Below are 14,055 nucleotides of genomic sequence, written 5' to 3' on the forward strand. Positions count from 1 at the left end.
CAGTCGTGTCAGCCGTTGACGCGCCTTGCATCGCTGACGCTCGAATTGTCCTTGAGCTGCGACAGCAGCCGGTTGAGGTGCTTCAGATCCCAGACTTCGAGATCGATCAGCATTTCGGTGAAGTCGGGCGCGGTGCGCACCATCGACAGCGTATGGATGTTGGCGTCGTTGGACGCAACGACCTGGGCGATATCGGCGAGCGAACCGGGCGCGTTGATGGCGGTGACCGAGACGCGCGCCGGAAACCGTTCCTTGGTGCGCTCGTCAATGTCCCAGCGCACGTCGATCCAGCGTTCGGGCTGGTCGTCGAAGGCCTGCAGCGCCGGCGACTGGATCGGATAGATGGTGATGCCGGTGCCCGGCTGGACGATGCCGACAATGCGGTCGCCAGGCACCGCCCCTTCTGGCGCAAAACGCACCGGCAGATCGCCACGCACGCCGCGGATCGGCACGGCGCCATCGCGCGGCTGGTCCTTGTCCTTGCGCGCCGCGCGGCCCGGAATCTGGAACAGCATGCCGGCGGCGTTGCGGATTTTCGACCAGCCCTCCTCGCGCTGCTTGGGCGCGGCGGTGGTGACACGCTCGTCCTTGTAGTCGGGGAATACCGCCTTCATGACATCGGTGGAGGCGAGCTCGCCACGGCCGACCGAGGCCAGCACGTCCTCGATATCCTTGCGCGCCAGCCGGTGCAGCACCTGCTTCAGGCTCTCCTTGGTGAAGGTCTTGCCGGCGCGCTCGAAGGCGCGTTCCAGGATGCGAATGCCGAGACCCGAATACTGCTTGCGGATGGCATTCTTGGTGGCGCGGCGGATGGCCGAGCGCGCCTTGCCGGTGACGACGACCGATTCCCAGGCCGCCGGCGGCACCTGCGCCTTGGAGCGGATGATCTCGACCTCGTCGCCGTTCTTCAGTTCCGTCATCAGCGGCATGATGCGGCCGTTGACCTTCGCGCCGACGCAGGTGTCGCCGACATCGGTGTGCACCGCATAAGCGAAATCGATGGGCGTAGCACCTCGCGGCAAGGCTATCAGCATGCCTTTCGGCGTGAAGCAGAACACCTGGTCCTGGAACAGTTCCAGCTTGGTGTTTTCGAGGAAGTCTTCCGGATTGTCACCCTCGGCAAGCTGCTCGATGGTGCGCCGCAGCCAGGCATAGGCGTTGGTTTCCTTCGAGATCGCATGGGCGGCGCCATTGGTCTTGCCGCCGGTGTCCTTGTAGATCGAATGCGCGGCGACGCCGTATTCGGCGATCTTGTTCATCTCGCGGGTCCGGATCTGCAGCTCGACGCGCTGACGCGAAGGCCCGACGATCGTCGTGTGGATCGACCGGTAGTCGTTCTGCTTCGGCGTCGAGATGTAATCCTTGAAGCGGCCGGGCACCATCGACCAGGCGGTGTGGATGGCTCCAAGCGCACGATAACAATCCTCGACCGTATCGACCACGACACGGAAGCCGAAGATGTCGGACAACTGCTCGAAGGACAGGGCCTTGGCCTCCATCTTGCGGAACACCGACCACGGCTTCTTCTGACGGCTTTTCACGCTGGCCTTGATCGCATGCTTTTCGAACAGCGCGGACAACGCCTTCTCGATTTCGGATAGCACATCCTTGTTGCGCTCGAATATCTCGGCGAGCCGGGCCGTGACGGCGCGATAGGCTTCCGGATTGATATAGCGGAAGGCGATCTCCTCCAGCTCCTCGCGCATGCCTTGCATGCCCATGCGCCCGGCCAGCGGCGCATAGATGTCCATCGTCTCCTCGGCGATGCGCAGGCGCTTGGCCTCCGGCATATGGTCGAGGGTGCGCATGTTGTGCAGGCGGTCGGCAAGCTTGACCAGAAGGACGCGGACATCTTCCGAAATCGCCAGCAGAAGCTTGCGCAGGTTTTCCGCCTGCTCGGCCTTCTTCGACACGAGGTCGAGCTTCTTGAGCTTGGTCAGCCCCTCGACCAGCTTGCCCATTTCGGGCCCGAACAGCTCATCGATCTCGGCCCGCGTCGCCGTGGTGTCCTCGATGGTGTCGTGCAGCAGGGCGACCGCGATCGTCGCCTCGTCCATGTGCATTTCGGTGAGGATGGCGGCGACTTCGAGCGGATGCGAGAAATAAGGATCGCCGGAAGCGCGCTTCTGGTGGCCATGCTTCTGCATGGCATAGACATAGGCCTTGTTGAGCAACGCCTCGTTGACGTCAGGCTTGTAGCGCTGGACGCGCTCGACAAGCTCATACTGACGCATCATGGGCGGGATCTCGCAGCGGTGAAATGAATCATGCGCCGCACTGCTGTACGGCGCATGCCATAGATAGCCACGAAACTGCCGATACGGAAGTGCCGGACGATTATTCCAGCGACCTCCAGAACGGAGGCTCGCTTAGTAGTCGTCGCTCTTTTCCGGGGGCACCAGGCCCTCGATGCCGGCCAGGAGATCTTCCTCGGTCATCCGATCGAAGGTGATGTTCTCCTCGGCGTCGTCGGCATCGGTGGCCGCGACGGCGGCGCCGGTCTGGTCGGCAATCGCCTCGCCATCGGCCTCGGGCTCGTCGACCTCGACATGCTTCTGCAGCGAGTGGATCAGGTCTTCCTTGAGGTCGTCGGGCGACAGTGTCTCGTCGGCGATCTCGCGCAGCGCCACGACCGGGTTCTTGTCGTTGTCACGCGGCACGGTGATCGGCGCGCCCTGGCTGATCTGGCGGGCACGGTGGCCGGCAAGGAGCACCAGCTCGAAGCGGTTGTCGACCTTGTCGATGCAATCTTCAACGGTTACGCGGGCCATGGATTGCCCCTTTCATGCGATGGATTTGATGGAAATCAGGCGCGGTCCTTAACCCGAACGCCGCTAAAATACAAGCATCATGGCAATGGCCGGGTTGCAGGCCCCCCAATCGCTTCATTTAAACACCGATCGGCAAAATCAGGCTGCATCCATGGGTTCGGCGCGCGATCACAATTGCTTGCAGTGCGGCAACCGCCCTTGGATTGCCGTGAAACTGGCGTTATCTCGGATAGCGCGAAGGTCAGCCGGTTTATTATGAGCCTGACCGATAGTCGCTATCGCATTTCGTTAGACGGCCGATTATTTCGAAAAGGACTATTTTCCATGTTCGACCCTCGTGAAAAAATCGCCCTATTCATCGACGGCGCCAATCTCTACGCGACGTCGCGCGCGCTCGGCTTCGACATCGACTATCGCAAGCTCCTGTCGAGCTTCCAGAAGCGCGGCTATCTGCTGCGCGCTTACTACTACACCGCGCTGGTCGAGGATCAGGAATACTCCTCGATCCGTCCGCTGATCGACTGGCTCGATTACAACGGCTTCAAGGTGGTCACCAAGCCGGCCAAGGAATTCACCGACTCGACCGGCCGCCGCAAGATCAAAGGCAATATGGACATCGAACTCACGGTCGATGCGCTGGAACTCGCCGATGTCGTCGACCATTACGTCATCTTTTCCGGCGACGGCGATTTCCGTACGCTGGTCGAGGCGCTGCAGCGGCGCGGCCGCAAGGTGTCGATCGTCTCGACCATGGCCTCTCAGCCGCCGATGATCAGCGACGATCTGCGCCGCCAGGCCGACCATTTCATCGACCTGACAACGTTGAAGAACGAGGTCGGTCGCGATCCGTCCGAGCGGCCGATGCGCCGGCCCGAGCCCGCCGAAGTCGACGAGGACGACTACTGAGGCCGGTCGCGTTGACCGCCCTTTCCATCTCCGAACCAGGCCGCGACTGCCCGCTCTGCCCGCGCCTGCATGAGTTCATCGCCGAATGGCGGCAACGCGAGCCATCCTGGTTCAACGCGCCGGTGCCGACTTTTTTGCCACCCGACGGTGATGATGCCGTCCGACTTCTGATCGTCGGTCTGGCGCCCGGCCTGCGCGGCGCCAACCGCACCGGACGCCCCTTCACCGGCGACTATGCCGGCGACCTGCTGTACTCGACCTTGATTTCGCACGGTTTTGCGCGCGGTGAGTTCAAGGCGCGGCCGGATGACGGGCTGGAGCTGGTCGGCACGGCGATCACCAATGCGGTGCGCTGCGTGCCGCCGGAGAACAAGCCTGTGGGCGCCGAGATTGCCACGTGCCGGACGTTCCTGGTGCCGACGATCGCCCGCTTTCCCAACCTGCGCGCCGTGCTGGCGCTGGGATCGATCGCGCACCAGTCGACGGTGCGTGCGCTGGGTGGACGCGTCGCCGCCTATCCGTTCAAGCATGGCGGGCAGCTGCCGGCCGGGGGCATCACGCTGTTTTCGAGCTATCATTGCTCGCGCTACAACACCAACACAGGTGTGCTGACCGAGGCGATGTTTGTCAGCGTGTTCAGCCAGATCGCTGCGTTCCTGCAGGAATAGCGCCGCGCTTCAGAACCCCTCCAGCACGATCTTGCCCTTGGCCTTGCCCGTCTCGATCAGCGCGTGGGCGCGCTTCAGATTGGCGGCATTGATAGGACCGAAGGTCTCGCCCAGTGTCGTGCGGATAGTCCCGGCGTCGACAAGCCGGGCCAGTTCGTTGAGGTGCTCGCCCTGCGTGGCCATGTCCTGCGTCTCGAACATCGAGCGGGTGAACATGAACTCCCAATGCACAGAGACGCTCTTGCGCTTGAACGAATTGATGTCCAGCGATTTGGGATCATCGATCAAGCCGAAACGGCCTTGTGGCGCGATCAATTCGGCGATCTCGGCCAGATGCCGGTCGGTGTTGGTTGTCGAGAACACAAAGGCTGGTGCGCCGAGGCCAAGGGCTGCGACTTCGGCGGCGAGCGGCCTGGAATGATCGACGACATGATGAGCGCCAAGCCCAAGCGCCCAGTCGCGTGTCTCGGGCCGCGATGCGGTGGCGATCACCGTCAGATCGGTCAGTTGGCGCGCCAGCTGCACCGCGATCGAACCGACGCCGCCGGCGCCGCCAATGATCAGGATGGGCTTAGCCGCGCCAGCCACAGGTTTCCTGACATCGAGGCGGTCGAACAGAGCCTCCCAGGCGGTGATCGCCGTCAAGGGCAGCGCCGCCGCCTGCGCATAGCCGAGCGAGCCGGGTTTGCGGCCGACAAGGCGCTCATCGACACGGTGGAACTCGGCATTGGTGCCTTGTGGCGCCAGGGCGCCGGAATAGAAGACATCGTCGCCCGCCTTGAACAGGCTGGCCTCCGGACCTGCCGCAACGACCCGGCCGGCAGCGTCCCAGCCGAGCACACGCCACGCTCCGGCCTCGGGTCTGGCGCTTTGCCGCACTTTCGTGTCGACCGGGTTGACCGAGATTGCCTTCACCTCGACCAGCAGCTCACGGCCTTTCGGCTCCGGCTTGGGCAAATCGATATCGACCAGGGAGGTCTCATCGGTGATGGGGGCTGGGATTTGATAGCCGACGGCGCGCATTTTGGTCTCCGCGATTGTAGTTGAGTGTTGTTCGGAGCAGAGATGCGGATTATGTGCCGGGAGCGCAAGAATGCACATATAAAGCACATAGTGTCGAAAAGGATACCGCAATGCCGCGCATTCGCCATGAGCGATTCGATTGCAGCCCCGGCTGCACCGTGGAGGGCACACTCCGCTACATCGACGGGAAGTGGAAAGGCGTTGTGCTCTACCATCTGTTCGAGGGCACGCTGCGCTTCAACGAGATACGCCGGCGCATTCCGAACTGCACGCAGCGCATGCTGACCAACCAGCTCCGCGAACTGGAGGCCGATGGGTTGATTGCGCGCAAGATCTATCCTGAAGTGCCGCCGAAGGTGGAGTACAGCCTGACGCCGCGCGGCAGAAGCCTGGAACCGGTGATCACCGCGCTCAAGGTCTGGGGCGATGCCAATGTCACGCTCGCGCCCGAGGTTTCCCAGGCTGCGGCATGAGACAGCGGGCGAGCGAGGTTCCTGAATGGCTTCGGGAGATCACTTGGCTTTGGGAGGTCACTTGGCTTCCGGAGCGATCGATCCCGATGATGGCGCGGACAGTGCGGCCAACACGGCCGGACCACCCTGCAGCACATTCAGATCGACATCGCCGTTGATGCCGTCGACGCGCCCCTTGTTGTGATACTGCCAGTAGATCCAGTCGCCGCGGTCCGGCTGCAGCAGCAATGAGCGGAGCCAGAGCGGCCGGGCGGGGATACGGCCGGCATAGGCCTGCTCAGCCTCGTCGGTCAGGTAGACAATCGCCGGCTTGCCGAACGCGGCCTCGACTGGAGCGAGGAACGCGGCGAGTTCTGCGTTCAGTTGCTCGGGTGTTGGCCGCTGCGGGCAATTGCCGCCGAACTCGATGTCGACCACCGGTGGCAGCAGAGGCTGGTCGTGCGGCACCACCGAGATGAAATTCTTCGCCTGGTCGGCGCCCGGCCGGCAGAAGGTGAAGAAATGATAGGCGCCGACGGCAAGTCCGGCCGCGCGGGCCTCACGCAGATTGGTGGAGAAGGCATCGTCGACATGATCGCCACCTTCGGTCGCCTTGATGACGGCAAAGGCGACATCGTCGGCGGCAACGCGGCGCCAATCAATCTGGCCCTGGTGATGGGACACATCAATGCCCCGCACCGGATATTTGCCATGGTCTGGCGAGAATGCCCTGAAATAGAGATAGCCGCCCGCAGCGATGAAACACACCAGGACCAGGCTGGCCAAACCCCAAAGGACAATCCGGCTCGTCAAACGAATGCCCCTGCCTACCCCCGCTCTTTCAAGAGCCTGCCCTTCTCGCGCGACCAGTCGCGCTGCTTCTCGGTTTCGCGCTTGTCGTGCAGTTTCTTGCCGCGGCCAACGGCGAGCAGCAGCTTGGCGCGGCCCTGATCGTTGAAATAGATCTTCAGCGGCACCAGCGTCATGCCTTCGCGGTCGACGCTCTGTGCCAGCTTGGCCATCTCACGCTTGTTGAGCAGGAGTTTGCGCCGCCGGCGCGGCTCGTGGTTGAAGCGGTTGGCCTGCAGATACTCCGGCAGATAGGAATTGATCAGCCAGATCTCGCCGCCTTCGACCGAGGCATAGCTGTCCTGGATGTTGGCCTGGCCCTGGCGCAGCGACTTAACCTCGGTGCCGGTCAGCACCAAGCCGGTCTCGATCGTGTCGAGCACCTCATAGGAAAACCGCGCCTTGCGGTTTTCCGCAACGGTCTTGTTGTTGGGATCGGCTTTTCTGACTTGATTCATGATGTGGAGAGGTGGCGCCTCATCCCTAGTTTATCAAGCCGGCGTGCTTCATCGCCGCATCGATCCTGTCGGCGGTCGACTGTTCGACCGTCATCAGCGGCGAACGCAGCACGTTCTCGACCTTGCCCAGCTTCGACAGCGCATATTTCGCGCCTGAAACGCCGGGCTCGAGGAAGATCGCCTTGTGCAGCGGCAGCAGGCGGTCCTGCAAGTCCAGCGCCTTGGCGCTGTCGCCGGAAAGCGTTGCTTCCTGGAATTCGGCGCAGAGCCGCGGCGCGACATTCGACGTCACCGAAATGCAGCCGACGCCGCCATGCGCGTTGAAGCCGAGCGCCGAGGCGTCCTCGCCCGAAAGCTGGATGAAATCCTTGCCGCACGTAGCGCGCTGCTCGGAAACCCGCTCGACCTTGCCGGTGGCATCCTTGACGCCGATGATGTTCTTGAAGTCGTGCACCAGCTGGCCCATCGTCTCCGGGCTCATGTCGATCACCGAGCGCGGCGGGATGTTGTAGATGATGATCGGCAGGCTGGTTGCCCTGGCGACGGCGGCGAAATGCGCGTAGAGGCCGCGCTGCGTCGGCTTGTTGTAATAGGGGGTGACGACGAGTGCGGCGTCGGCGCCGGCCTTCTCGGCATATTGCACCAGCCCGACCGCTTCCTCGGTGTTGTTGGAGCCGGCGCCGGCGACGACCGGGGCGCGGCCCCTGGCCACCTCGATGCAGACCTTGACGACATGGCGGTGCTCGTCATGCGACAGCGTCGGCGACTCGCCGGTGGTGCCGACGGGGACCAGGCCCGTCGTGCCCTCGGCGATCTGCCAGTCGACGAACGCGCGAAAGGCTTTCTCGTCGAAACGCCCGCTCTTTTCGAACGGTGTCACGAGCGCAGTAAGCGAGCCTCTCAGCATGTCGTCCAACTCCTTGGCACTTCTTTGTTCATGCATGTCATTGTCCCAAAACCGGTACCCACGTTTAGGCGACATGCATCGGTGTTTTGTCGTGCGCGCCTTCTAGCCGAAAGCGAAGCGGCGCACCATAGTCTCGACATTGTTGCGCGGCAAGCATTGCCATGGTGCCAGCAAGCGCAATTCGAACGACCGCGCTAACTCTTTGTTTACGGCCTCTTCACGACCTAAGTTTGGGCTTCGAAGCCTCTGCGCCTGCTGGTAGAATGCCAGGACAAGGAAAGACGTAAAGACCATGCCGACAAGTCGGCCTCACCTCTTCGCGCTGCTTGGCGCCACGCTCGCGCTGATGCCGGGCATGGCGATCGGCGGCAGCGTCGATGTGCAGGTCACTTCGACCATCCCGATGCCAGACCTGCAGGCCGAGGCGCAACAGGTTGCCTCGCCCAGCGTCGCCCTGTTGAAAAGCGGGCTGGATGCGCTGGCGGCTGGCGACATTCCCGGCGCCCGTGCGGTGCGTGATGCCCTTCCCGGCCACTCGCTCGACCAGCATATCCTTGCCTGGGCGATCGCGCTTTACGGCGGTGACAAGGTTCCGAGCGGCGATATTGCCGCCGCAGCGAAGATGCTGCCCAACTGGCCCGGCACCCTCGCCTTGCGCAAGAACAGCGAGCGGGCGCTCTATCGCGAGAACCCTGCCCCCAACACCGTCATTGCGGCATTCGACGGCAGCCAGCCACAGACATTCGAAGGCGTGATGGTGCTCGCCCGCGCCTTTGTGGCGTCGGGCAATGCCAAGGCGGCGCGTTCGGTGCTGTCGCCATTCTGGCGCACCGCAATCCTGGAGGCCAAGGACGAGTCGGCGCTGCTCAAGGAATTCGGCAGCCTGATCCCAGCCGCCGACCACCGTTTTCGCATGGAGCGCATGTTCTATGCCGATCGGGCGAATTCGGCGCAGCGGGTCGCCGGCCTCGCCGGTGCCCAGCAGCTTGCCGACGCCTGGGCGGCGGCGGACAGAGGCGACAAGAACGCGCCGAAACTGCTGAAGGCAGTGCCGGCGGCGCAGCGTTCGGCCGGCTATTTCTTCGCGCAGGCCGAATATCTGCGCAAGAAAGAGAACTTTGCCGACGCCGCGGCTGTCGTGATGCAGGCACCGGCCGATCGCGAAGCTTTGGTCGATCCGGACGCCTGGTGGGTCGAGCGCCGGGTGTTGTCGCGCGAACTGGTCGACGAAGGAGACATGAAGACGGCCTACCGGATCGTCGCCACGCATGCCGCCGAAAGCGCCACCAATGCGGCCGAGGCCGAGTTCCATGCCGGTTGGTATGCGCTGCGTGGCCTGAACGATCCAAAGCTTGCTGCAACGCATTTTGCGCGCATCGCCGACCTCGCCCAGGGACCGATGACCCTGTCGCGCGCCTACTACTGGCTCGGCCGTGCGGCGGAAGTCGGCGGTCCGGGCAGCGCCAAGGACTATTTTGTGCGCGCCGCTGCCTACGGCACGACATTTTACGGCCAGCTTGCCGCCGAACGTGTGGGCCGGCAGGCGCTCAACATCGCCTACCCGCAGCCCGATGCCGCCGACCGGCAGAATTTTGCCGGCCGCGAGGCCGTCAGCGCCATCAAGCGGCTGCAGGAGGCGGGCTATGACCGCTATGCCGATACACTCTATCGCGACCTTGCCGGGCAGTTGACCAGCCCAGGCGAGCTGGCGCTGCTCGCGGTCTTGGCGGAAAAGCAAGGCAACCATTTCATGGCGCTGAAAGTCGGCAAGATCGCCGGCGCGCGCGGCATCGATGTCGGCGCGCTGTCGCATCCGCTCGGCGTCATTCCCGATTCGGCCAATATCTCCGGCTCGGGCAAGGCGCTGGCCTATGCGATCGCCCGCCAGGAGAGCGAATTCAACATCGGCGCAGTGTCGAGTGCGGGCGCCCGCGGGCTGCTGCAGCTGATGCCGGGCACCGCCAAGCAATTGGCGAAAAAGGCCGGCATGCAATTCTCGCAGACACGACTGACCACCGACGCCGGTTACAACGCGACGCTTGGTTCGGCCTTCCTTGGCGAACAACTCGACCGCTTCAACGGCTCCTATGTTCTGACCTTCGCCGGCTACAATGCCGGTCCCAACCGGGCCAGCCAGTGGGTCGCGAAATACGGCGACCCGCGCGGCAAGGACATCGACGCCGTCGTCGACTGGATCGAGCGGATTCCCTACACGGAAACAAGAAGTTACGTGCAGCGCGTGATGGAGAATTACGAGGTCTACAAGATGCGTATTTCCGGCAAATACGACATCGTTGGAGATCTGGTGAACGGGCGCAGCTGACGAAGCCGACCCCTCAAAAGGCGACTTCGCCGATGCTGTCGATTCTGCCCCTCGCGGTTTGGCGGCTCTCTCCAACCCGGTCTCAATTTGACCCCACCTTCCCTCGCCTGTAGCAGTCGGAAGACGATCAGGCAGCCGGAAGGAATCGCGTCCCGATGTCGAACAGCGAAGGTTTTTCCGACTTTTTCTACAGCGCGCCGGATGGGCTAAAACTTCACGCCCGCGTCTATGGTGACGCGAATTCCGGACACTGGCCGGTCGTCTGCCTGCCCGGTCTGACCCGCAATGCCCGGGATTTTCATGAGCTTGCGCTCCATCTTTCTTCTCGAGTTCAGGCTCCGCGCAAGGTCGTTGCCTTCGATTATCGCGGGCGCGGGCAGTCTGCCTATGATGCCGATATCAGCCATTACAATGTCGGGGTCGAAGCCGCCGACATCCTTGCCGGGCTGGCGGCATTGGAAATAGAGGCGGCCGCCTTTATCGGAACATCACGCGGCGGGCTGATCATCCATGTGCTCGGCATGATGCAGCCGGCTATCCTGAAAGCCATTGTTTTCAACGACATCGGGCCGGTGATCGAGGTGGCCGGCCTCGCCCATATCAAGTCCTATCTTGAACGGACACCGACCCCCAGAACCTTCGCCGAGGCCGTGGCTGCCCAACGCAGCGTTCACGGCCAGGACTTTTCCGCGCTCACCGACGCGGATTGGGCGCGGATGGTACGGGCGCTCAACCGCGAGACGAATCAGGGCCTGTTGCCGGATTTTGACCCAAAGCTGGTCGACACCGTCGCAAGTCTCGACCTAACACAGCCTTTGCCTGCTCTATGGGCGCAGTTCGACGCGTTGGCCGCGATCCCATTGCTCACCATCCGCGGCGCCAACTCGAGATTGCTGTCCACAGACACGCTACGGCAGATGCAAGAACATCATTCCATGATGGAAACGATCATCGTCGAGGGCCAGGGCCACGCGCCTTTCCTCGAGACCGGCGACTTGCCGGACGCCATCGCGGCTTTCCTTGATCGCGCCGAACGACAGTACATCTAAAGCAAACCTCAAGACCAAACAAGGTCCTGGGGTCGTCACAACAGTATAGGGCAGATCGCCCGCCTATTTGGCTTTTGACTTTTTCCGAGGCGCTTTCGGCGAGGCCGCAGCTGATTCGTCCCGCTGTTTCCGTGCTGTGGACGGGGATGAAGGCGTGGTCACAGGCGACGAAAACATGGAGCCTTCCCCACTGCTTGCCGGTTGCTCGCCGCGAGGTGTTTCCAGGACAACCACACAGCCATCGAGGTCATTGGTGGCCAGATGCGCATAACGCATGGTCATCGACAGCGTCTGGTGACCGAGCCACATCTGCACACGGCGGATGTCGATCCCACCCTGGACGAGACGCGAGGCGCAGGTGTGTCGCAAGATATGCGGCACCACCTGGTCATCGGCGCCAAGGCCGACTTCGGCTTTGGCATCGTTCCAGATGGCACGGAACTGTGCCTGGCTGAGTTTGGTGAACGGGCCTTTGGGCCGGCGGCCTTCGGCAGCCGGGAGCTTGATGACCTCCTTGACCCGCTCGGTCATCGGAATGGTGCGGCTGCGGCCGGATTTGGTGATCCAGAAACTGACGCGATGCTCCTGTATGTCGTTCCAGATCAGCCCAAGCGCCTCACCGAGACGGCATCCTGTATCGACCAGGAAGACTGAAAGCCTGTAGGCATCCTCGCTGCGGCTCCTGATGGCGGCGAACAGCCGTGCCTCTTCGTCCCTCTCGAGGAAACGAATCCGTCCCGCCCGCTCCTTCTGGCGGCGGAACTCGGGCAGGCTGTGGATATCTCCCATCTTGTAAGCCTTGCGCAGCAGTTTGCTGAGGGCAGCCATCTTTCGATTGATGGTTGCGTTGCTGTTGCCGCGCTGGCGCAAGGTACCAATAAGGTTATCCAGGGTACTCTGGTCAAAGGCGCTGAATCGCTCTCCAAGGAGAAGCTCATCTATCTCGCCGATGAAAGAGCTGACATTGTACTTATGCCGCCCATCATCCCATAATATGTCCCGGTATGCTAAAAAGAGCTCTCGAACCCTATACGACTTTACTTCTCTGATCTTGTTGTAACTGTATCGTATATTCGCATTTTGAGAAGAAAACATCGAAAAATGATCAGAAGGCTCACCCTCTTGAATCGCTTCGGTCGTCATCATTTGCCACACCCCCGAGTGGGATAGATCAGCCCTATCCGCTTGGAGGCGTCCTTTCAAGAGATTTGAATCACGCAGTTGTGATTTCATCCGCCCATCAGCGGATCCCACGAAATCACCCACGGACCCTATTCAGCTACCGTTACCCCCTGTTCCTTCTGTCTGCCTTGACCCAGTCACGAAACAAAAACAGCCCGGGCGTTTGCGCGCCCGGGCTGGATTTCACCTGTGTAGAACCAGCCCTTAGAACGAGCGCTGGAAGCGGAGGATACCGCCGACGCTGCTCTTCTTGTCGGCATTGGTCCAGTTGGAGAAGTCGGCGTCGTCGAACTTGCCTGCATTGAGGTAGTCGACTTCGGCCGTGATCGTCATGCCGGGAACGATGCTGTAGGCGATGTTCGCGGCAACGCCGAGATTCTTCCAATCGTCATACGAGATCTGAGCGTTGAACTTGGTCTTCTCGTTGAACTTGTAGGTGCCACCGCCCCAGACTGCCCAGTTGCCACCCCACTGCTTGTAGAAGCCGCGGCCGCCGGCATCGATGACGTTGTTCGCGTCGTCGTCAAGATTGTCATCCGTGCCGTAGCCAGCCATGACCCACAGCGTCAGGGCGTCGGAGGCAGTCACGTCCAAACGAACCTTGCCGGCAACTTCTTCGTAGTTGCTGTCATAAGCGACGACGCCGGTGATGGCGCCCCAGCCCTGCGTCCACTTCACGCCGCCGACGACATGCGGAACGTAGCTGTCGATGGTGCCAACGGTGCCTGCACCTTCTTCGAGCGAGACGACGGCCGAGAAGCCGTTGCCAGCGTCGAAATAGTACTGGACGACGTTGGTGTCGAAGCCGCCGTAGGGAACCAGCGTATCCTGGATGACTTCGCCGGCGTAGCCGATGAACGTATTGAAGGCCGATTCATCCTTACCGACGCGCAGACCACCAAGCTGGATCCAGGCGAAGTTCAGGCTGGCGCCCTTGCCATGAGCGGGGTTGTCGGTGAAGGCGCCCGAGACTGGATCGAAGTCGGCGTAGGCGTTGTCGTTGCCGAAGTTGAAGCGGGTCTCGGTGTAGGTCTTCAAGGTGCCGAGTTCGGTTTCCTGGCCGGTCCAGGTCTTGAACGTGAAGCGGGCATTCTTCTGCCACGTGTCATGGATGTCGCCGTCCTGGTGGTCGACGTTCTGAGCGCCGTCGAACGAGCCGACGTCGCCGCCGGCGATGTCGTAACGGACATAGCCGCCGATGCGCAGGCAGGTTTCGGTGCCGGGGATGTAGAAGTAGCCAGCGCCGTAGACGTCGCAGATCTTGACGTATTCAGCGGGCTCCGGCTCGGCGACGACGACGGCGTCGGCGGCGCGCGCACCGGAAACTGCGAGCAGAGCCGCAGCGGAGCCGAGGAGAAGGCTCTTAATGTTCATTTTCTGACCTCCAGTCAAAAGTTAAAAAACGGGTCTGGGTATTCTTTGCTGAAGGACAGCGTTCCCTGCCCCATCCCCACTACCGAAAAAGAT

13 protein-coding genes are annotated in these 14,055 nt (G+C 62.1%); 5 read left to right on the forward strand and 8 right to left on the reverse strand.

Features of this window, described 5'->3' with window-relative positions; genetic code table 11:
* Positions 1-8: 8 nt before the first annotated feature.
* Both HNQ71_RS03665 and rpoZ read right to left on the reverse strand, forming a co-directional pair.
* Positions 9-2,237: a RelA/SpoT family protein gene (locus HNQ71_RS03665; RefSeq protein WP_095086593.1), complete on the reverse strand. Its 2,229-nt coding sequence runs from the start codon at positions 2,235-2,237 to the stop codon at positions 9-11.
* Positions 2,238-2,369: 132 nt separating this feature from the next.
* Positions 2,370-2,771: a DNA-directed RNA polymerase subunit omega gene (gene rpoZ, locus HNQ71_RS03670; RefSeq protein WP_095086596.1), complete on the reverse strand. Its 402-nt coding sequence runs from the start codon at positions 2,769-2,771 to the stop codon at positions 2,370-2,372.
* Positions 2,772-3,095: 324 nt separating this feature from the next.
* Between rpoZ and HNQ71_RS03675 the strand changes: the two genes are divergently transcribed.
* A complete protein-coding gene (locus tag HNQ71_RS03675; protein WP_095086599.1) occupies positions 3,096-3,677 on the forward strand; it encodes a LabA-like NYN domain-containing protein in 582 nt (193 codons plus the stop codon).
* 11 nt (positions 3,678-3,688) lie between these two features.
* The gene (locus HNQ71_RS03680; RefSeq protein ID WP_184871220.1) at positions 3,689-4,345 is read left to right on the forward strand and encodes a uracil-DNA glycosylase; all 657 of its coding nucleotides are present in this window, start codon (positions 3,689-3,691) and stop codon (positions 4,343-4,345) included.
* Positions 4,346-4,354: 9 nt separating this feature from the next.
* Here the strand turns inward: HNQ71_RS03680 and HNQ71_RS03685 are convergent, their stop codons facing one another.
* The gene (locus HNQ71_RS03685) at positions 4,355-5,368 is read right to left on the reverse strand and encodes a zinc-binding alcohol dehydrogenase family protein (RefSeq protein ID WP_184871221.1); all 1,014 of its coding nucleotides are present in this window, start codon (positions 5,366-5,368) and stop codon (positions 4,355-4,357) included.
* Positions 5,369-5,478: 110 nt separating this feature from the next.
* Here HNQ71_RS03685 and HNQ71_RS03690 point away from each other — a divergent pair, with 110 nt between their 5' ends.
* A complete protein-coding gene (locus HNQ71_RS03690; protein WP_181823960.1) occupies positions 5,479-5,841 on the forward strand; it encodes a winged helix-turn-helix transcriptional regulator in 363 nt (120 codons plus the stop codon).
* Between the two features lie 57 nt (positions 5,842-5,898).
* On the opposite strand, the gene HNQ71_RS03695 is transcribed toward HNQ71_RS03690, so the two are convergent.
* From HNQ71_RS03695 to dapA, 3 genes are read right to left on the reverse strand one after another with little or no spacing between them, the layout of a single operon-like run.
* Positions 5,899-6,606 carry a glycoside hydrolase family 25 protein gene (locus HNQ71_RS03695; protein ID WP_425492169.1) on the reverse strand — a complete coding sequence of 236 codons (708 nt, stop codon included), beginning with the start codon at positions 6,604-6,606 and terminating at the stop codon, positions 5,899-5,901.
* A 41-nt stretch (positions 6,607-6,647) separates the two neighbouring features.
* Complete coding sequence (gene smpB, locus HNQ71_RS03700) at positions 6,648-7,127, reverse strand: SsrA-binding protein SmpB (protein ID WP_013896388.1); 480 nt, start codon at positions 7,125-7,127, stop codon at positions 6,648-6,650.
* Positions 7,128-7,152: 25 nt separating this feature from the next.
* Positions 7,153-8,034 (reverse strand): 4-hydroxy-tetrahydrodipicolinate synthase, encoded by an 882-nt coding sequence (gene dapA / locus HNQ71_RS03705; protein WP_095086797.1) that lies wholly within the window; start codon positions 8,032-8,034, stop codon positions 7,153-7,155.
* A gap of 292 nt (positions 8,035-8,326) precedes the next feature.
* On the opposite strand from dapA, the gene HNQ71_RS03710 reads away from it, so the two are divergent.
* Positions 8,327-10,357, forward strand: a complete 2,031-nt coding sequence (locus HNQ71_RS03710) for a lytic transglycosylase domain-containing protein (protein ID WP_184871223.1) — start codon at positions 8,327-8,329, stop codon at positions 10,355-10,357.
* Positions 10,358-10,512: 155 nt separating this feature from the next.
* Complete coding sequence (locus tag HNQ71_RS03715; protein ID WP_184871224.1) at positions 10,513-11,406, forward strand: alpha/beta fold hydrolase; 894 nt, start codon at positions 10,513-10,515, stop codon at positions 11,404-11,406.
* Between the two features lie 63 nt (positions 11,407-11,469).
* On the opposite strand, the gene HNQ71_RS03720 is transcribed toward HNQ71_RS03715, so the two are convergent.
* Positions 11,470-12,552, reverse strand: coding sequence for a tyrosine-type recombinase/integrase (locus HNQ71_RS03720; protein WP_184871225.1), 1,083 nt, complete (start codon positions 12,550-12,552; stop codon positions 11,470-11,472).
* Positions 12,553-12,792: 240 nt separating this feature from the next.
* On the reverse strand, positions 12,793-13,962 hold the full coding sequence (locus tag HNQ71_RS03725) for a porin (RefSeq protein WP_184871226.1): 1,170 nt from the start codon (positions 13,960-13,962) through the stop codon (positions 12,793-12,795).
* Positions 13,963-14,055 lie beyond the last annotated feature (93 nt).

Source organism: Mesorhizobium sangaii, assembly GCF_014207355.1.
Classification (GTDB): Bacteria; Pseudomonadota; Alphaproteobacteria; order Rhizobiales; family Rhizobiaceae; genus Mesorhizobium; species Mesorhizobium sangaii.

What these genes read in the sequence shown, in the direction of transcription:
- HNQ71_RS03665 (WP_095086593.1), bottom strand. Translation starts at nt 2,237, where the DNA reads ATGATGCGTCAGTATGAGCTTGTCGAGCGCGTCCAGCGCTACAAGCCT.
- rpoZ (WP_095086596.1), bottom strand. Translation starts at nt 2,771, where the DNA reads ATGGCCCGCGTAACCGTTGAAGATTGCATCGACAAGGTCGACAACCGC.
- HNQ71_RS03675 (WP_095086599.1), top strand. Translation starts at nt 3,096, where the DNA reads ATGTTCGACCCTCGTGAAAAAATCGCCCTATTCATCGACGGCGCCAAT.
- HNQ71_RS03685 (WP_184871221.1), bottom strand. Translation starts at nt 5,368, where the DNA reads ATGCGCGCCGTCGGCTATCAAATCCCAGCCCCCATCACCGATGAGACC.
- HNQ71_RS03690 (WP_181823960.1), top strand. Translation starts at nt 5,479, where the DNA reads ATGCCGCGCATTCGCCATGAGCGATTCGATTGCAGCCCCGGCTGCACC.
- smpB (WP_013896388.1), bottom strand. Translation starts at nt 7,127, where the DNA reads ATGAATCAAGTCAGAAAAGCCGATCCCAACAACAAGACCGTTGCGGAA.
- dapA (WP_095086797.1), bottom strand. Translation starts at nt 8,034, where the DNA reads ATGCTGAGAGGCTCGCTTACTGCGCTCGTGACACCGTTCGAAAAGAGC.
- HNQ71_RS03710 (WP_184871223.1), top strand. Translation starts at nt 8,327, where the DNA reads ATGCCGACAAGTCGGCCTCACCTCTTCGCGCTGCTTGGCGCCACGCTC.
- HNQ71_RS03715 (WP_184871224.1), top strand. Translation starts at nt 10,513, where the DNA reads ATGTCGAACAGCGAAGGTTTTTCCGACTTTTTCTACAGCGCGCCGGAT.
- HNQ71_RS03720 (WP_184871225.1), bottom strand. Translation starts at nt 12,552, where the DNA reads ATGATGACGACCGAAGCGATTCAAGAGGGTGAGCCTTCTGATCATTTT.
- HNQ71_RS03725 (WP_184871226.1), bottom strand. Translation starts at nt 13,962, where the DNA reads ATGAACATTAAGAGCCTTCTCCTCGGCTCCGCTGCGGCTCTGCTCGCA.